At 43.7% G+C, this 19236-nt stretch carries 19 protein-coding genes; 11 read left to right on the forward strand and 8 right to left on the reverse strand.

Going from position 1 to position 19236, the window contains the following annotated elements; genetic code table 11:
• Positions 1–60: 60 nt before the first annotated feature.
• From hypA to hypF, 8 genes are all read right to left on the reverse strand, one after another.
• Positions 61–402 (reverse strand): hydrogenase maturation nickel metallochaperone HypA, encoded by a 342-nt coding sequence (gene hypA / locus SJ312_RS14025; protein WP_004257935.1) that lies wholly within the window; start codon positions 400–402, stop codon positions 61–63.
• Positions 395–886 carry a hydrogenase-2 assembly chaperone gene (hybE, locus tag SJ312_RS14030; RefSeq protein ID WP_004257937.1) on the reverse strand — a complete coding sequence of 164 codons (492 nt, stop codon included), beginning with the start codon at positions 884–886 and terminating at the stop codon, positions 395–397. The genes hypA and hybE overlap by 8 nt, the downstream gene beginning before the upstream one ends.
• Positions 876–1373, reverse strand: a complete 498-nt coding sequence (locus SJ312_RS14035; protein WP_072503048.1) for a HyaD/HybD family hydrogenase maturation endopeptidase — start codon at positions 1371–1373, stop codon at positions 876–878. The genes hybE and SJ312_RS14035 overlap by 11 nt, the downstream gene beginning before the upstream one ends.
• Positions 1373–3076: a hydrogenase 2 large subunit gene (hybC, locus tag SJ312_RS14040; RefSeq protein ID WP_004257943.1), complete on the reverse strand. Its 1704-nt coding sequence runs from the start codon at positions 3074–3076 to the stop codon at positions 1373–1375. The genes SJ312_RS14035 and hybC overlap by 1 nt, the downstream gene beginning before the upstream one ends.
• Positions 3073–4260, reverse strand: coding sequence for a Ni/Fe-hydrogenase cytochrome b subunit (gene hybB / locus SJ312_RS14045; RefSeq protein ID WP_004257947.1), 1188 nt, complete (start codon positions 4258–4260; stop codon positions 3073–3075). The genes hybC and hybB overlap by 4 nt, the downstream gene beginning before the upstream one ends.
• Positions 4244–5230, reverse strand: a complete 987-nt coding sequence (gene hybA, locus SJ312_RS14050; RefSeq protein WP_094961065.1) for a hydrogenase 2 operon protein HybA — start codon at positions 5228–5230, stop codon at positions 4244–4246. Before hybA ends, hybB begins: the two co-directional genes overlap by 17 nt.
• A gap of 2 nt (positions 5231–5232) precedes the next feature.
• The gene (gene hybO, locus SJ312_RS14055; protein WP_004257951.1) at positions 5233–6351 is read right to left on the reverse strand and encodes a hydrogenase 2 small subunit; all 1119 of its coding nucleotides are present in this window, start codon (positions 6349–6351) and stop codon (positions 5233–5235) included.
• Positions 6352–6959: 608 nt separating this feature from the next.
• Positions 6960–9236: a carbamoyltransferase HypF gene (gene hypF, locus SJ312_RS14060; RefSeq protein ID WP_272574986.1), complete on the reverse strand. Its 2277-nt coding sequence runs from the start codon at positions 9234–9236 to the stop codon at positions 6960–6962.
• 482 nt (positions 9237–9718) lie between these two features.
• Here hypF and SJ312_RS14065 point away from each other — a divergent pair, with 482 nt between their 5' ends.
• The 11 genes from SJ312_RS14065 (at position 9719) to SJ312_RS14115 (ending at position 19227) form a co-directional block, all read left to right on the forward strand.
• Positions 9719–10648 carry an MBL fold metallo-hydrolase gene (locus SJ312_RS14065; protein ID WP_272574987.1) on the forward strand — a complete coding sequence of 310 codons (930 nt, stop codon included), beginning with the start codon at positions 9719–9721 and terminating at the stop codon, positions 10646–10648.
• A 353-nt stretch (positions 10649–11001) separates the two neighbouring features.
• Positions 11002–11316 carry a nitrite reductase small subunit NirD gene (nirD, locus tag SJ312_RS14070; RefSeq protein ID WP_094961062.1) on the forward strand — a complete coding sequence of 105 codons (315 nt, stop codon included), beginning with the start codon at positions 11002–11004 and terminating at the stop codon, positions 11314–11316.
• A gap of 2 nt (positions 11317–11318) precedes the next feature.
• On the forward strand, positions 11319–11627 hold the full coding sequence (locus SJ312_RS14075; protein WP_004257971.1) for a recombinase-like helix-turn-helix domain-containing protein: 309 nt from the start codon (positions 11319–11321) through the stop codon (positions 11625–11627).
• Between the two features lie 57 nt (positions 11628–11684).
• Positions 11685–12725, forward strand: coding sequence for an aromatic ring-hydroxylating oxygenase subunit alpha (locus SJ312_RS14080; protein ID WP_094961061.1), 1041 nt, complete (start codon positions 11685–11687; stop codon positions 12723–12725).
• A complete protein-coding gene (locus SJ312_RS14085) occupies positions 12718–13473 on the forward strand; it encodes an SDR family oxidoreductase (RefSeq protein WP_110591239.1) in 756 nt (251 codons plus the stop codon). Before SJ312_RS14080 ends, SJ312_RS14085 begins: the two co-directional genes overlap by 8 nt.
• A 33-nt stretch (positions 13474–13506) precedes the next feature.
• The gene (locus SJ312_RS14090) at positions 13507–14283 is read left to right on the forward strand and encodes an IclR family transcriptional regulator (RefSeq protein WP_004257979.1); all 777 of its coding nucleotides are present in this window, start codon (positions 13507–13509) and stop codon (positions 14281–14283) included.
• A gap of 109 nt (positions 14284–14392) precedes the next feature.
• Positions 14393–15310 (forward strand): VOC family protein, encoded by a 918-nt coding sequence (locus SJ312_RS14095; protein ID WP_136135496.1) that lies wholly within the window; start codon positions 14393–14395, stop codon positions 15308–15310.
• Between the two features lie 4 nt (positions 15311–15314).
• Positions 15315–16532, forward strand: coding sequence for an NAD(P)/FAD-dependent oxidoreductase (locus SJ312_RS14100; protein WP_112307769.1), 1218 nt, complete (start codon positions 15315–15317; stop codon positions 16530–16532).
• 21 nt (positions 16533–16553) lie between these two features.
• Positions 16554–17834: an MFS transporter gene (locus SJ312_RS14105; protein WP_004257987.1), complete on the forward strand. Its 1281-nt coding sequence runs from the start codon at positions 16554–16556 to the stop codon at positions 17832–17834.
• 25 nt (positions 17835–17859) lie between these two features.
• The gene (locus tag SJ312_RS14110) at positions 17860–18372 is read left to right on the forward strand and encodes a cupin domain-containing protein (RefSeq protein WP_004257990.1); all 513 of its coding nucleotides are present in this window, start codon (positions 17860–17862) and stop codon (positions 18370–18372) included.
• 15 nt (positions 18373–18387) lie between these two features.
• Positions 18388–19227: an alpha/beta hydrolase gene (locus SJ312_RS14115; RefSeq protein WP_319868059.1), complete on the forward strand. Its 840-nt coding sequence runs from the start codon at positions 18388–18390 to the stop codon at positions 19225–19227.
• The last annotated feature ends 9 nt before the right edge of the window (positions 19228–19236 follow it).

The following is a 19236-nucleotide window of genomic DNA, read 5'->3' on the forward strand; positions in this document are numbered from 1 at the left end:
ATTAGATTAATACATAGTCCATTGAGTCTAGTTGATACACCTCAAGCTCAGCTCAAAAAGCTACTCCACTTCCAACTCTTTGATGCGCAAACTATCCCCACTTTCCACTTTCAGGTTCAACCCCTGACAGCATGGACAAACCGATTGGTGGCTGTCTATTTCCACTATTTCACTGCAATCCCAACACCATGCTTGTGCGGGCTGGTAAATAATGTGGAGCTGGCAGCCTTCTGCAACCGTACCACGGCAAACGACATCAAAACTGAAGCGAAACGCACTCTCTTCAACACAAGAGAGTGCGCCGATTTCAAGCCAAACACCGGTGACTCGGTTAACTGCATTTTTTTTCGCCTGCTGTTCAATAATTTCTATCGTACTTTGGCATAACGAAACCTCATGCATCCTGCCCCCTTAAGTGGCGGGCAAACAATGCTCTACGTTCAGGTGCTTGAGGAATATTCGGGTCACTAACTGGGAGCGATAACAATATTCGCTGGCAATCATCCGTTAGGTGAATACCTTGTTCTGGTGTCATTTTTTTTTCTAATGGCGACATTAATGAGCAAGCAAAATATTGAGTTAAGCCGTCTAATTCACCTACGGTATAAGTCATTTCACCATAGGGGAGGATTAACCCAACCTTGTCACCGACCACGCGGCGAGGCCAATATTGCTCAGGCCCCGGTAGAATAATCGCGCTGAGCATCCATGGCGTAATCACCGCACCCACCCATTGCCCTTCAAACAGGGCAAACTCACTGGCGTGCACAGGCATCGTTGGATGCAAAAATGACAAATCATGCATCGATTGTTCAGCAACGCGCGTAAATGCGGCCTCAACCTGAGGCCGAGGGTTAGTTTCATAACCTAATATGTCATCCGGCATGCAAACTCTCTTCTTTCGCTATGATTTCCAAGCCTTCGCTTCGCAAAACCTCAATAACCTTTTGTAAAGCTGGCTCTAAAGCGGCCTGCCCTGTTGCCGTCAAACCGATATGCGGTTCGAGGGATTCAGGTACAACGCCAACTAATGTTAGCCGCTGTGGGAATTCATCGGTTAAATGCAAAGCGGATAGCACATCTGATAAACCGAGTTGATGTGGGGAAATTTTACGTGTAAACAGCGCAGGGACTTCGTCATCACGCAAGACTAAAATCGAGCCAGCCTTCTGGCTCGATAACACAACATCGGCAATGATCAAATGGTCTCTATCTGCCATTGGGCCAATTAACTCCATTCCAGCAGTTCCACCATCAAGCACTTCTACGCATTCAGGTAGGTGATAGCGCTGTTCTAAAGCCTCAACGATGCGTACCCCAATCCCTTCATCGCTCAACAGTATATTGCCAACACCTAAGACTAAAATACGCATTACAGCACCTTAACCTTAGTGACTTCGCCACCTTCAGGGTCAACAATGTGCACTGCACAAGACATACAAGGGTCAAATGAGTGAATGGTCCGCACCACTTCAAGGGGTTTAGATGGGTCAGCGACAGGAGTTCCTACCAATGCTTGCTCATAAGGGCCTGGCTCATCATTGAAATTACGTGGGCCTGAATTCCAAGTAGAAGGCACTACCGCTTGGTAATTTTCAATTTTACCGTCTTTGATCACGACCCAGTGAGATAATAAACCTCGAGGTACTTCACCAAAACCGACACCTTTAATGGTGGCATTTTCTGGGAATACGGGTTTTACAAAGGTGGTGTGATCCCCTTTTGCGATGTTGTCCACCAGCGCTTGCCATTGAATTGACAAGGTTTCATTCAGTACACAACAACGAACACTACGTCCGATAATCCGCCCCAATGTGGAATGCAGTTGGTCCACACTAATATTGTTACCTGTCAGTGTTTGATACAGGTTTACCACATCATTAAAGTGTTTTTCTGTCGGTTCATGTTTTGCCGCTAATTTACACAACAAATCAGCGAGCGGCCCGACCTCAACGGTTTTATCATAGAAAGTTGGTGCTTTTACCCATGAATATTTACCGTCATCATCCCAGCCGGTGTAATCCGGGTTCGTGGTGCCTTCCCACGGTGCTTGTGGCTCATTTTCTTTGTACCATGCATGTTTGCTACTTTCTTTGATACCGTTGATCAAATACTCATCTGTATGGCTAGTAATGGGGCGATAAGTACTAAAGTCACTGTTCTCTAGATACCCGCCAGGTAATAGAAAATTCCCATTTTTACCGTCCATTGGCATTTCAGGCATACACATGTAATGTTTCGCACCTTGACCGACTTCGAGCCATTCAGGGTAGCCTGCTGCAATCACCGCTGCGTCAATCTTATACACTTGCTCGATAAAATCCCCTAAACGGTCAATAAAGGATTTTACATACATCAAGCGTTCAAGGTTCAGAACCCCAACACCATCAAGGTTGATAGGGTTTGCGACACCACCAACAGCAAGGTTTTGAATATGCGGCGTTTTACCTCCTAATAATGCCACAATACGGTTAGCATCACGCTGACATTCGAGGGCTTGTAAGTAATGAGCTACAGCAATTAAGTTCACCTCAGGCGATAGTTTCATCGCTGGGTGCCCCCAATATCCATTAGCAAAAATACCCAATTGCCCACTGGCAACCAGTTTTTTAATTTTATCTTGAACTCGCGTGAACTCTTCTGGGCTATTCAGTGGCCACGTCGAAACGCCTCTCAAAATTTCTGCCGCTTTATTTGGGTCTGCATTCAGCGCAGAGGTGATATCCACCCAATCTAACGCCGATAATTGATAAAAATGGACAATATGGTCTTGAATAGTATGCGCGGCTAAAATCATATTACGGATATACTGCGCATTCACTGGCACATCAATATTTAAGGCGCTCTCAATCGTGCGTACCGACACAATACCGTGCACTGTAGTACAAACCCCACAAATACGCTGCATGATCATCCATGCATCACGAGGGTCTTTTCCTTTGACTATCTCTTCCATACCACGCCACATCGTGCCTGAAGCCCAAGCCTTGGTGACTTTTCCATCTTCAATTTCACAATCAATGCGTAAGTGACCTTCGATACGAGTGACTGGGTCTATTGTTATACGTTGGCTCATGCTTTACCTCGGGCCTCTGAATGGCTCATCGTTGTTTTTTTCAATGCTGGAATAACAGGTAATAAGCGGATCAATAAGATATAAGCGCATACCTCTATTGCCACGAAACCTATTGAAATTAAAAGTTCTTCTGTTGTTGGGAAGTAGTCGTATCCGCCCCCTGGGTTGAATGCAACGAGGGAATAGCTCATCCGCCACATGGCAGCGCCAATCAACATGCTTAAACCGCTTGCATATAACCACCGTGAATCATTCCTCAGTGATGGCATGCGGAAAATAACCAATGGGAAAACCATTAATGCGGTTTCTATCCAAAACATCATGGCGTAGAAATCGGTGTTGAAGATATGGTGCAACTTATCTCGATAAATCAGCTCACCAAAACGACAGACCAAAAACAGCACTAACAGTACCTGCAAGATCCGAGTGATACGAACAAACAGTGGTCGTTCATCAGCACCCTGCCCACGTAATGCGGCTTGAAGTAATGACCCTTCAAAAATGACGATAGAAAAGCCCATAATAAATGCGGTCAACAATGAGAGTAGTGGTAGCATTTCATAGCTTTGCCAAATAGGATGGACTTTATATCCTGCTGAAATCATCAATGACCCCATTGATGACTGGTGCATCATCGGCAATAACGCCCCTAGCGCAATGATAAAAAACATCACTTTATTTAAGCGTTTTAATGAAACCTTCCAACCAAAACGTTCACACAGTGCAGGAGCAAATTCCAGTGCCATCACACCAATATAAATCGTCATACACACTGCCGTTTCAAATAGCACCGAATTGGTGTTAAAGAAACCGGGGATGTAAAAGTAAGGCAAGTTCCAGTAACGACCTACGTCAATGGTAATCGATAAACCACCGAGGGAGTAACCGAACAAACTGGCTAATAACGCAGGGCGCACTAACGGGTGATATTCACCGCGATTAAATACATACACCGCCCAAGCCAGCGCCCAACCGCCACAAGCAAAACCGGTACCAATTAGTAAGTCAAAAGCAATCCAGATCCCCCAAGGATAGCCACCATTTAGGTCAGAAACTGAGCCTAAGCCGAAGACCAAACGTTTAACAATCAAGATGACACAAATCAGCACTAATGGCCCAAAAACCATAATTGGCCAACTGACTAAACGCCCGCCTAACGGCTGCTCTTTATGATGCGTCGTCATTTGAGTCGTCTCCTTCGTGTTTATCATTCTTGGTATTGCGATACACCAAGAAACTCAACCCTGCCAACGCCGCGAGCGGCAATACCATCCCTTTATAAAGGGTGTGCTGGACATATTCAGAACGAGCCCCAGTAGACAACTGCTCCAATTCAGGCAACCCAAGATTTTGATAGGGCACACCTGAAAGAACAATAACTTGTGTACCACCACCTTCAAGTTCCCCATAAACATGAGACTCATATTTAGGCACTTTAATCACATTCGGGTCATTGCTATGTAAGGTTTGTCTTGGGTAACCGTACTCATCCCCCACTTTGAGTGTTAAGCGTTTTTTGGCTTCCGCGAGCAATTCTTCCCGCGTCCCGAAAATTACCGCTCCCGTTGGGCAAACTTCGACACAACCGGGCAAGCCACCCTTGTCTAAACGTTCGACACCTTTTTGGTTGCATAACTCGCATTTATGAATCGCACCAAATTTGTCATCGTAAGCATATTTCGGAATATTAAAGGGACACGCCACCATGCAATAGCGGCAGCCAGTACATACGCTGGCATCGTAATGAACAATGCCGGTTTTTGGGTCTTTTTTCAGCGCTTGAACAGGGCAAACCGACACGCAATTAGGGTCAACACAGTGCATACACTGCTTTTTAATGTAGGCATAGCCATCTTTTTCTTGGTCTTTATGAACGCCTGTTCCACTGCTCCAAACCTGAATAATATTGTTGGTATAAGGGGTGAGTTTGTCATTATTTGACCAAGTTTGCTCCCCGACCGGGTTACGTTCTGGGTGGTTAATATCTTGGCATTTTGTCACACACGCCTGACACCCAATACACAGGGTCGAGTCATATAGCATCCCCAAAGAATTAGGAATTGGCGGGCGGTTTTCAGGCCCCGCCAAGCTGGGTGAACTTCCCGCAAGTAATGCTCCCCCTGCGGAGAGTTTAAGAAAATTTCGTCTATTCACGGTTATTCTCCCCGTGAGTCAGTATCTTGTTGGCGTTTTTGACGACCTAATTCACGTACCGCCATCACGCTAACTCCAGCTACTAACCCGACAACACCACCAATTAACCCCACAGCTGTAGATGAAATTTGGCCACCTTCGCGATTATTGACATCCGGTTTATCCACCCGTGGTGTTGGGTTTTCCACGCTCGCCAACTGATGTATCGCTTTGTGAAAGCCGACATTTTCCTCATTACAGCCATAACAAGGGTGACCAATCGCCACAGGCCAGACGCCACCGACATCACAGAATTGCAATGTGGAGCAGTTCCCGTAAGTTTCAGGCCCCTTACAGCCTAAATGGTATAAACACCAACCTTCACGATGACCATCATCACCGAACTCTTTTGCGAAGCGGCCCGCATCAAAATGAGGGCGACGTTCGCAGTGTTCATGAATTAATCGACCGTACGCGAACATTGGGCGATTTTTGCTATCCAGTTTTGGTGGACGATTAAACGTAATTAAGTGCGCGACCGTCGCAAGGAAGTTATGTGGATTAGGCGGGCAACCTGGAATATTGATAACGGTTTTATCTTTAATGACTTGATCTAAACCCACGGCTCCTGTTGGGTTATCTCCTGCCGCAGCAACACCGCCCCACGAAGCACAAGAACCAATCGCAATCACGGCCGCGGCGTGTTCAGCCACTTCACGAATATGCTCAACAATCGGTTTCCCCGCCACCATGCAATAAATACCGTTATCTTTTAGTGGGATAGAACCATCGACGACTAAAACATATTTTCCTTTGTACTTTTCAATTGCATCATGTTTATTTTGCTCAACTTGCTCACCAAAGGCGGCAGACAACACCTCGTGGTATTCCAATGAAATAGTATCGAGAATTAAATTTTCCAAAGTTGGATGGGTTGAACACAGCAAAGATTCCGTACACCCCGTACACTCTTGGGCACCAATCCAAATGACAGGAGGTCGAGCTGGGTCACTAATAGATTCAGCTATTTGGGCAGCAGCCTTCCCGCTTAATCCCATTGTCGCTGCTAATGCTGTACATAACTTCATAAAATCACGGCGGTTAATGCCATGCGAAGAAATAATAGAGTTATCTCCTATCATTCTTTTTTCCTATTATTATGGGTGGCTTAAAACCTATTCATTAGAAGGAAATTTTTGTTTATTATCTTAAGGTTATAAATACCACAAGGCCCTATACACAAATGATGCATACGCTTTCTGTTTGTATTTATCTATTTAAGAAGCCAACAAAACCAACTCTAATGAAATAAATTCTTATTCAAGTAACCTGATGCATAAATATAAAATAAGATCCTATTCCTACCGCTCCTAAATCATTTGATCTTCATCAATAGGCAATAAGAAATTTTATTTTTTTTATATATTTGCTAGAAAAATCGATTCAGTAACCTGTGTTAAAACAAGAGGAAAAATATAAAAAAATAGATTTGATTTTCAATACTGCGTTATACATCACATCATTTAAAATAAAAAACTATTTATTTTTCATTATGATATTTAGATTCATTGTCGTAATATAATTAATTAAGCAGAATAGGTGTATTAATAACAATCCAACTATTAATATAAAAACAAATATGTCAAATAAGAATCAATATCAAAAAGACAATATAATCTATTAAAATGAAAATCTGAAAAATAGGTAGATATACAATCCTATAAATATAATACTGCCCATCAGTAATAGATTAATTTTTCAACATCGCAGAAGCGATAGCGACTTGCCCCAATGATAGCCCACCATCTCCCATAGGAAATTGTTTTGCATATAACACATCGAACTCAGATAGATTATTCATTAATAGTTCTCGCAATAGTTGGTTATGAATCACACCACCTGACAAAACAATTTTCTTAGTACCATATTGGTTCGCTGATTTCCTTGCTAGCTCAGCAAAACCTTCCGCTAACGCTACATGAAATGCATGTGCGCGTTGTGGTTTAGGCGCACAGTACGCCATCCATTGCTGCCAAAATGTATGTAAATCTAATTGTTGACCAACTAACGGCATAGTGACCGGATGTACGCTCACGGGAGATTTCATTGCAATCGCTTCCAGTTGGCAAGCGGCCTCCCCTTCCCAACTAGTTTGTGCCGTACAAATACCTAACGCCGCAGCAACCGCATCAAAAAGCCGCCCAGTAGATGAAGCCGTTGGGCTATTAATTCCTTTATCAATCGCCTTTTGTAAGCCTTGCCAAGGAAATGACATTAAATAAGCAACGCTCTCTTGCTTTTGCCACTGGGGGACAAATTGTGAACAATGCGCAAGGAAATTACGCCATGGCTGCCGAGAAGCTAATTCCCCTCCCGGCAGTGCAACTGGGGGCAAGCCTCCTAGGTATTGACTGGATTTATAATCCACTAGTAAGCATTCACCTCCCCATAGCCGGTGGTCATCACCATACCCCAAACCATCCAAAGCTAACCCAATGACTTTACTTCCATTTAGTGGTAAACCATGCTCAACCATTACCGCTGCGATATGCGCATGATGATGCTGCACTTTTATCAATGGGATTCGTAATTGCTGTGATAACGCCTCGCCATAGCGCGTACTCACATAATTAGGATGCATATCAGAAACTATAGCGGTTGGCGTAAAACGATAAATAGATTCAAATAATGCAATCGCAGACTGGTATTGTTCAAAAATATCCATGTCATCAAGGTCGCCTAGGTGTTGGCTCATTACTGCACTTTTGTCTCGCAATAAACAAAAGGTATTTTTAAGATCAGCCCCTAAAGCCAGTATTGGTGGGGAATTTTCAAACCCTTTAGGTAAATCAATCGCATCAGGGACATAACCCCGCGCACGACGGAGCATTTCCGCTTGCCCATCATGATAACGCACCAGTGAGTCATCTGCGCGTTGGACAACATCGCGGTTATGAGTGAGGAAAAAATCAGCAATATCCGTTAAATCAGCCAGAGCAGCTTGCTCACTCAATACAGGGGGCTTTCCTGATACATTTCCTGACGTCATCACTAATGGGCGATTAACTTGTGCCATCAATAGGTGTTGCAACGGATTAGAAGGTAACATAACACCTATTTCCGCTAGCTTTGGCGCAATATATTGGCTTAATACATGATTTTTCCAATTTTTAATCAACACAATTGGTGCGGCAGGGCTTTTTAATAATGCACATAGGCCATCACTAAGCGGCATATTGTGCAACTCTAACCAATTCAGTGATGGAACCATTACCGCAAGTGGCTTAGTTGGGCGGCATTTACGTACGCGCAAGGCTTCTACCGCCTGATCATTACTCGCATCACAAGCAAGGTGAAAACCCCCGATCCCCTTAATGGCAACAATTTTACCTGCCAATAACTGCTGAGCTGCCAAGACTAATGCGTTCTCTTTATTTGCAATCGTTTTTCCTGATGGGTCGCACAATTTAATTTCAGGGCCACACACCGCGCACGCATTAGGTTGCGCATGAAATCGTCTATCTGCGGGGGATTGATATTCCTCTAAGCAATTAGGACACAAAGGAAAATCGGCCATTGCGGTATTGGGTCTATCATAAGGCATATGACGAATAATAGTGAAACGGGGGCCGCAATGCGTACAGTTTGTAAACGGGTAATGAAAACGCCGATTTGATAGGGCAAAAAGCTCTTGTTGGCACGCATCACAAGTGGCAGCATCTGGAATTACTTGCGTGTCCATTTTACCTTCACCACTACGGCGAATAGTAAAGGTGTCGGGTAATTTATCCCATTGAAAAGGTTGCGGTTCAATACTTTCTATATGGGCTAATGGCGGACAATGTTGGTACAATAACTGAGTAAATTCAGTGAGATCCGAACCAATACATAAACGCACTAGCACCCCTTCACCATCATTACAAACATCACCTAATAATTTGCATTGGTGGGCTAACTGCCAAATATAGGGGCGAAACCCCACACCTTGCACTTTCCCTTTGATGCGTAACTGTATACCACTTTTCACTGAGATATCCCCTTAGCACTGTGAGGGTATTTTCGCGCTAAAACATAAAAAAAACTTCACTTGAGATCAAGAAAAGTTGTGGAAATACAATTGGCAGACTCATTTTTCAAAAACCGAACCAATTATTTAGTAATACAATAATGATTCCATTTAAAAATAGAGCCTATTATTTATTCATTAATAACCCTAAACAGAGTTAAATATAAATTTAAAATCCAATTTAAATAGGATGAGCAAACAATATAACTTTCTCTATTAAATAATATTAGAATTATAGTTAAATTGAATAATTATTTTCAGAACTATTCTCTATTAATTAACATAAATAATCTTCTAAATCATTCACCTAGTCCATAAGAACGATAGTATCCCACCACACATAAACGTAGAGTTATTCACATATTAACAATATATCAATACCCTGCAATGAATAAATATTATTCATAAAACTCAATCTATTAATAATATAAAGAGGTGATATTTTGAAACTAAAACAACTCTTCGTTTCTCTTTCTATCGGTGCTGCGCTATTTGGTGTTAGCCATCTTACTAGTGCAGATGAAATTATTACGCTTGGAACAAAAGGCGGTCCTTCATTATTAAATGAAAAACGCTTGCCGCAATCGACGGCATTTATCAAGAACGATAAAATATACTTATTTGATGCGGGATACGGAGCAAGTTTGCGATTAGTTCAATCAAAAGCCCCATTAAAAAATCTTGATTCTATCTTTATTACCCACCTCCACAGTGATCATGTTGCCGATTACCCAGCCCTACTGTTAAATGCATGGAACAGTGGTTTAAATCATAATATCGCTGTTTATGGCCCTGTTGGAACGGAAAGTATGACAAAAGGTGTTTGGGATACTTTTAGTCGCGATATTGATTTACGCGTTAAAGATGAAGGTAAACCTGATTTGCGCCAAATAGTTACAGCAAAAGATATTCAAGAAGGCCCTGTACTCAAAAATGATGATGTCGAAATTAGTGCCTTATTTGTTCCACACCCACCTTTTAACTCAGACGAAGCTCTCGCTTATAAAATACAATCTGGCGGAAAAACTATCGTTATTACTGGTGATATGATTGATAATAGCCAAATTATTGAATTTGCTAAAGATGCTGATTACTTAATTAATGAAGTCGTCTTAGTCTCTGGTGTGGAAAATTTAGCCAACCGTATCGGCAACGGTTCAACGCTGGCAAAAGCGATTATTTCTCACCATACAACAGCAGAAGATGTCGGAAAAATAGCCAAGCAAGCTAATGTAAAACACCTTGTCCTAACCCACTTAGTCCCCGCGGATGACCCATCGATTACTGATGACGTGTGGATTAATGAAGTCAGAAAACAATACTCAGGCCCTGTGACGGTCAGTAAAGACTTGCAACGCTTTGAGGTGAAATAATTTATTTGAATATACCATCAATAGGATATTAAGAGCTTATATGCAATATCCTATTGATATTAATTTATATATTGAGCTTATTATTCTATAGATTATTTTTCACATTTCTCCATGACTTCCTTCCCAAACACCATAAACGAGTAGTCCTATTTGAATAAACCTATCGAAAGTTTCTCATATGAAACCAAACTCCATCATAACCTCGACACACCCCACATTTTGAAACGAATATTTTACATTTATCCAACATTTGATTGACTAATAATCACCCATACAATTAATCTGGTTTTAAATAAAAAACAATGTTTCGCATATGAAACAAAATGTTACAACACATTCAAAAGGAGAAAACCATGAGCTGGATTGCTGTCTGCGATGTCTCACAAGTTCAAGAAGAATTTCCTTTTTCAGCCAAAGTTGATGATGCCGAAATTGGGATCTTCTTAGTTGAAGACCAATATTATGCCTTAGAAGATGTTTGCCCACATGCCTATGCCCTGTTAAGCCAAGGTTTTGTTGAAGATGGCAAAGTGGAATGCCCATTACATGAAGCCGTTTTCGATATTAAAACGGGTAAATGTTTACGCGAACCTGGTGGGCGAGATCTCAAAACCTACCAGACACGCATTCACGATAACCGAATCGAAATCAGTTTGATTGAGGAGTAGAAATGGAACCTATTCAAAATATTAATCCGTATTTACCAGCAAATAATCAAATTATCCCAGCACGAGAAGGTGGTAAAGGCAGTATCCAAGCGCCAGGAAGTGCACCGAATATCGTTTGGCAAACACGTTCACGTATGCCTGATGAGTATGAAAACAAACTCATTTTTGCACTGGAAACGCTATTCGCTGCTGGCACTGAATCACTTGAAGAATTAGTTAGTGCATTAAATCAACAGCAATTATATGACCGACAAGGGCAACCTTGGTCCACAAGCAGTTTCCGCGAATTTCTTCTCGTCAATGGTTACTAGCACATTGTCATACTAAGAAAAGAAAACAAAAACACCTTTGATAAACGGAAGCAAATGATGATGACAAATACACAACTTCAAAACTACCAAGATTATCTGGATGTCGGATTACGCGGGCAATGGTACCCCGTATTATCCAGCTGGGAAGTCAGTAGTAACCCTATCGGTATTACTCGCTTAGAAGAACAAATCGTGCTTTGGCGTGATGATAAAGGCCAAATTCATGCTTTAGAAGATAGATGCCCTCACCGTGGTGCCCGTTTATCAATGGGTTGGAACTTAGGTGAACGCATTGCCTGCTGGTATCACGGTGTCGAAGTCGGTGGAGATGGCATCGTTAAAGATGTTCCAGCGGTCAGTCAATGCCCTCTTGAAGGTCAAAAATGTTTAAAAACCTATCCCGTTCAAGAAGTCCATGGTGCCATTTTCCTCTATTTTGCGGTAATTGACGGTGAAACGCCTCCCACCCTCGAATTTCCTGAAGAATTAGCTGATGACGAAAACCACAGCAATTTCCTCTGTACCGCATCGTGGAAGTGCAATTACCAATATGCACTCGAAAACGTGATGGACCCAATGCATGGCACCTATCTCCATTCATCATCACACTCAATGGCAGAAGGTGACAAACAATCAGAAATGATCCTAGAAGCAACAAAAAATGGCTTTATTTTCCGTAAAAATGACCAAATAGGTGTCAACTTTGACTGGGTGGAATTCGCGAGTACGGGTGCAAATTGGCTGCGTTTATCTATCCCATATCAAAAACGCTTCGGCCCTGGTGGGCACTTTTGGATTATCGGCATGGTCGTACCTGAAGACCGTCACCATACTCGTGTTTTCTTTTGGCGTATTCGCAAAGTGAAAGACTGGCAACGTGATTTATGGCGCTTTATGTACCGCAACCGCCTAGAAGGACTGCATTGGGATGTTTTAGAACAAGATCGCATTATTTTAGAAAACCTCACACCAAATGCACGCGATAAAGAATTTCTTTATCAGCACGATGTGGGTTTATCCCGCCTACGCCGCATTATGCAACGCGAAGCGAAGAAGCAGTTTGACTTAATCAACAATAAGGAAACTGAAAATGCATGATATCTTGACAGGAAAACGCATTGTAATCACAGGAGCTGCGAGAGGACTTGGCTTGAGTTTCGCACAAGCCGCCGCAGAACAAGGTGCTCAAGTTATCTTGTGTGACATCCTAGAACAACGATTACAAGAAAGTGTCGAGTCCTTACAACAACAAGGGTTTGAAGCCCAAGGTGTTTCTCTCGACTTAGCGGATCCTGACTCAATCACTCATGCATTCAACAGTATTGGTCAACAAGGCGCAATTGATGGGCTGATTAACAATGCGGCTCTGGCAACCGGAGTGGGTGGGAAGCTGCTCGACGAATATGACTTGGCGCTATGGGATAAGGTCATGACAGTGAACGTCAGAGGAACGTGGCTAGTCACCAAAGCCGCTCTCCCCTTTTTAAAGCAGAGTCCCCGCGGCAAAATTATCAATATTGCCTCTGATACCGCACTTTGGGGAGCCCCCAAGCTAATGGCTTATGTCGCCAGTAAAGGGGCTATCATCAGTATGACACGCTCAATGGCACGTGAACTCGGTGTTCACCGTATTTGCGTCAACGCAATTGCGCCAGGGCTCACTAAAGTCGAAGCGACCGAATACGTTCCCGCTGAGCGCCACCAGCTATATGAAAATGGCAGAGCATTACAAGGAGAGCAGATGCCCGAAGACGTTACGGGAACCGCTTTGTATTTGCTTTCGCCCATGGCCGATTTTGTCACAGGCCAGCTAATCCCAGTTAATGGTGGCTTTATTTTTAACTAATTTCGCCATTTTGTCGGTAAAGAGGTGAGGACCATGAATTCAACATGTAAATATCTGGTACCCGGTTTGGAAAAAGGGCTACAGCTTCTTCTGTTACTCGCTCAACAACATCGCGAATTGACATTTGCAGAGATCCTCCGCTTAGTCGATATGCCCAAAGCAACGGCTTACCGTGCGATCCAAACCTTAGTGCACTTGGATTTCCTCGTCCAACATCCACGTACTGGGGCATTTTCATTAGGCCGCAAAGTACTCAGCCTTGGTCTTGGCTATATTGCATCACTCGATTTAACCCAGTTAGGCCAGCCCATTATTGAGCAACTTAGAGACCGAAGCCAATGTAACAGCCACTTGGTTATCCGAGATGGTCGGGACATTATTTATATCGCCAGAGTCAGTGGCGCAGAATCAAAAATTAACCATGTTAGCGTAGGCACGCGTTTATCAGCGCACCGAACCTCACTGGGCCGAATGCTACTCAGCGGGTTAACTCGCGCTGAATTTGATGCGCTTTACCCTGATGATGAACTCCCCGATAACGCAGGCTGTAAGCAGGAATTTTGGCAAATGATCCAAGCTGACAAACTGCGAGGCTATGTGATTGGTGAATCATTTTACCGTCGGGGGATTTCATCCATTGTTTACCCTGTTTATAACCAAACGAATGGCGTAGAAGCGGTAATTAGCATCATGGTGCCAATGAGTAGCATCCCTGCACAAGAGTGCCGGCGATTACAAAATGAAGTGAGCTATGCAGCCCAAAAACTCACTGAATTTATTGGTGGTATGAGCCAAGCAAAAGCCGTTTAGCGTTAACCAAATATCATCCACACATTTTTAGGTTTATTGCCATAAGCCTCAGGTTCTTTTTGTCCAAAAAAACCTTTGGCAATAACACCAATCGATAGAGGACTTTACAATGTCAGTGATTGGAATAGAAAAATTAGAATTTGGTGTTGAAAATATCCCTAGCTGCCAGAAATTTTTACATGATTTTGGCCTCAAAGCGGCCTCTGATAACGCCTCGTTATTCACGACCTTATCTGGTGCAGAAATACAGTTATTTTCACACCAAGACCCAAATCTGCCAGCCCCTTTTGAAGCGGGTTCAACACTGCGCCGCATTACATGGGGTGTTGAAAACTCGGATAAACTCCAAGAGGTCATTGAGAAAATTAGGCCTTGTGATGGCTTTCAACTGACGCCAGATGGCGCACAATGCCGTGACCCAAATGGCATGACTGTCGCTTTCACCATCAGCAAACAAAAAACGGTTGAATTAGAAGTCACCGCTATCAACCAATGGGGGGATATTCGCCGCATTGATAAACCTAGCCCGGTTTACGAAAAAGCCACCCCTATTAACGTCGGCCACGTGGTGTTCTTTGTTGATGACTTACCTTCTACAGAAGCGTTCTATTGCCAAAAACTGGGTTTTCAAGTTTCTGACCGTTATATCGACCGTGCCGTCTTTTTACGGACACAAATAAACGGTTGCCACCATAACCTATTTTTGCTGAAGCTTCCTCATCGTAGCAGCGGCCTCAACCATGTCGCTTTTACGGTTCGTGATATCCATGAAGTGATTGGCGGCGGCCTAGCAATGAACCGCCATCAATGGAGCACCTTTATTGGCCCAGGCCGCCACCCTATCTCATCCGCTTACTTTTGGTATGTCAACAGCCCAACAGGTGGTGCTTTCGAATATTACACCAATGATGATTACCTTACCGATAAGTGGCAACCGCGCGAACTGGAACATTCCTTAGTTTCATTTACGGAATGGGCTGTAGAAGGCGGTCTCGATTATGAAACTCGCCGCCAAGTTAAGGAGTAACACCATGAGCTCATTAATCCAAGGCGGTATTGTCATTATCGGTGGGGGCCAGGCAGGTGGCTGGGCGGCAAAAACCCTACGAGATGAAGGCTATCAAGGCATTATTTCGGTGATTAGCGATGAAAACCATGATTTTTATGAGCGCCCACCGCTGTCTAAAGCGGCACTGACGCAGGAGAGTTTATCGTTATCACGTTTATTCAGCGAACAAGAAACTCACGCCTTAAATTTACAATGGTTTCGCCCACTACGTGCCACCAAAATTGATGGCCAAAACCAATACGTTCATTTAAGTGATGGCCGTGTCATTACGTTTGACAAATTACTGCTCGCGACAGGCGGCCGGCCTCGCTATCTGTCAAGCCGCTGGCAGCAACACCCGAAAGTCTTTGCCTTACGTTCGTGGGATGACGCGCTGCAATTGCGCAGCGCCCTGCTATTGGCTCGAAAAATTGCCATTATTGGGGGTGGTTGGATTGGCTTAGAAGTCGCTGCTTCCGCACGAAAAATGGGTATTGATGTCACAATTTTTGAGCGGCAAAGCCGATTGTGCGAACGCAGTGTGCCGCAAAATGTTTCAGAGGCTCTGGCACTACGTCATACACAAGCGGGCGTTCATGTCATAACCGATTGTGGAAATATCGAACTTGGCGAGCCGACAACAACTGGATTACAAATTAGTTGCCAAAAGCAGCCTTCGCAAAACTTCGATCTCGCTGTTATGGGGATTGGTGTTGAATTAAATCTCGAACTAGCCAAAGAAGCAGGGCTTGATGTCACCCACGGTATTGTGATTAATCACCAAGGGCAAACTTCTCACCCCAATATTTATGCTGCGGGGGACGTCGCTTGCCATCCCACACTGTCTTTATGTTTACAGTCATGGGCTTATGCGCAAAACCAAGCTATCACCACAGCAAAAGCCATGCTTAACCCACAATCTGAAGGGTTTAATGAACTCGCTTGGTTATGGTCAGATCAATACCAAGACAACATCCAAATTTTAGGTGTCCCAACCTCACAAAAATTAAATCATATTCAACGGCATACTCCTGATTCAGAGGTTCATTTTGCTTTAAATGAAAGCAATGAATTGGTGCAAATGATTGCATTTAATGATGCTCGTGCCATCAAGCTAGGTAAACGTTGGATACAAGGCCACCGCAAATTGGACCCTTCACAACTTGCTGATCCCACATTTTCACTAATGTCACTGAAATAGTGTTCAGCAAGGAGAAATCTCATGGCTAACCAGACTATAACCTTACGAAACTCAGAACCTGATCAAATCGAGCAAGATGTTCCTGAAAAGATCAATTGGTTGATCCCAATTGGCCTGTTTTCCTGTGTACTACTGGCTTTCTTCGATAAAATCAGTATTGCGGCTCTATTTTCTGACGAAAAATTTCAGCAAGCTCTGGGAATTGATTTTGACCCAACCCGTTTAGGGTTACTGATGAGCGCATTTTTATTCGCTTATGGTGTTTCTTCCATGCTGCTAAGCGGCATTGGTGATAAATTTCACCCCACTAAAATGCTGTTATTTATGGTCAGTAGCTGGTGTTTTCTCATGATTTTTATGGGATTCACACACCACTATGGCACGATGGTTTTTCTGCGTGTATTGCTAGGAATTGCCGAAGGGCCTTTGCTGGCAATCGCTTACGCCATTGTGCGCCGTACCTTTCCGCCCAAAATGCAAGCTCGAGCCACCATGATGTGGTTATTAGGCACACCGTTAGGCGCGGCATTAGGCTTTCCTATCTCATTGTATTTACTTAATAACTATGGTTGGCAAAGTACATTTTTTGTCATGGCGGCCTTTACCGTTCCTGTTTGGTGGTTAGTGGTCATTGGTATCCGTCACCCTAATTTAGTCAACCGCCAAGCACAAACGAAAAATACAGCGGGTGAAGCACTGCCTGCCGAGCAACTGGCCGCGATGCGAGCCCATAAAAAACGCTTATTCCAAAATAGCCATTTTTGGATTATCTGCATGTTTAATATCGCTTTTCTTATCTATCTTTGGGGGATGAATGGTTGGTTACCTAGCTATTTAATTAAAGGTAAGTCTATCCACTTGGAACATGCTGGGATCCTGTCATCCCTTCCCTTTATCGCCATGTTATTTGGTGAGGCTATCGGAGCATGGTTATCAGATCGCTACGATCGCCGCGCACTCGTTTGTTTTATTTCATTACTTGGTGCCGTCCTAGGTCTTGCTGGCGTGTTATTTCTCACTGGCACCTACAGCATCATTCTTATGATGGCGTTTAGCATGTTCATGTGGGGGGCAGGCGCACCCAATATCTTTGCCCTACTCGCAAAAGCCACACAAAAACAGGTCAGTGCATTAGCAGGCGGTATTTTCAATGGGTTAGGAAACCTGGCCGGCGCTGCTGCACCGCTGGCAATGGGGGTTCTTATTACTGTCACTCACACTATGGATAGCGGGTTGTTATTTATCGTCGTCATAGGTTTATTCGGCAGCTTGTTACTAGTGCCTTTACTGAAAAAATATTAACTCATTTTTTATTGGAGATAACACCATGTCACAACCGCAAATCAAACCACAAGATATTCCAATGGCACAATGGATTGAGTCACGCATTGCTCGCCTCGAGGGGCGTAAATATGACTGGAATGCTCTGAAATTCCAAGCGGATTACGACCCTAAATATCGCCGCGCACAAATGCGCTATATCGGCACTGGTGCGACTGGCGTTGCTAATGATGTCAACACCGTTCCCGCAGAGAACTTTACCTTCTCTACCATGGTTCTTCCAGCCAAGTGCGAAGGCCCATTACACCTGCACCCCGATGTTGAAGAAGTGTTCTTTATGTTGAAAGGCACCATCACGTTGTTTGTAAAAGATGGCAATGAGGAATATGAAACGGTTCTCAAAGAGCGTGACCTGATCTCAGTTCCTGCGGGCATTTATCGTGGCTTATTTAACCACGGGGAAGAAGAAGCCTTAATGTGCGTCATGATCGGCACACCAAAACCGGCGATCCCGACATATCCCGAAGATCACCCTTTATCAAAAGTTAAACGTAACTAACAGGAGTCGTCAGTGATGAATTTGCTCAATAAAAAACTCCCAGAACCACAGGTGGCAGACTTTGGGCCATACCGCCTCAATTGGCGAGAAGCCGGCCAAGGGCACCCTGTCGTATTACTGCATGGAATTAGCTCTGGTTCGGCTTCATGGGTAAGCCAACTGACGAGTCCATCACTGACAGACCATTACCATCTCTATAGCTGGGATGCCCCCGGCTATTTAGAAAGCCATGATCTAGAGACGGCAACACCTACCGCAATTGATTACGCAAATGCATTAAATGCTTTTATTGATAAATTAGTCTTATCACCCATCGTGTTAGTAGGGCATTCTCTTGGCGCCATAATGGCAAGCGCTTTTGCAGCGCAATATCCCAATAAAGTGAAAGGCTTAATATTAGCGAACCCCGCGCAAGGTTATGCCACAAAAAGCCCTGACCAACAAAAACAAGTTTACCAACAGCGGCAAGATATTGTTTTTAGTTCCGGTATTGAGGCATATGCGCAAAACCGTGCTGCTACGCTGCTATCGGCCAACGCAACTACCGAGAAAGTCAATTGGGTTCAACAGAACATGAAGAAGCTCAACCCCAATGGTTTCTTAGCCGCTGCGTGGATGCTAGCTCATGATGACATCAGCCAATATTTAAATCGCTATGATGGCCCATTGGAAATACTGGTTGGCACAGAAGATACCATTACGCCACCAGCACAAGTAGAACGACTCGCACGACAAAAAAACTGCCCTTACTTTCTGATAAACCAAGCGGGACACGCCAGTTATTTAGATGCGCCAGACGCCTTTAACCACCACTTACAACAATTTTTAGAGACGCTCTATTGCCAAGCCGAATAAAGGAAGACT

The organism is Providencia sp. CIM-Carb-044 (assembly GCF_033901115.1).
Taxonomy (GTDB): Bacteria; Pseudomonadota; Gammaproteobacteria; order Enterobacterales; family Enterobacteriaceae; genus Providencia; species Providencia hangzhouensis.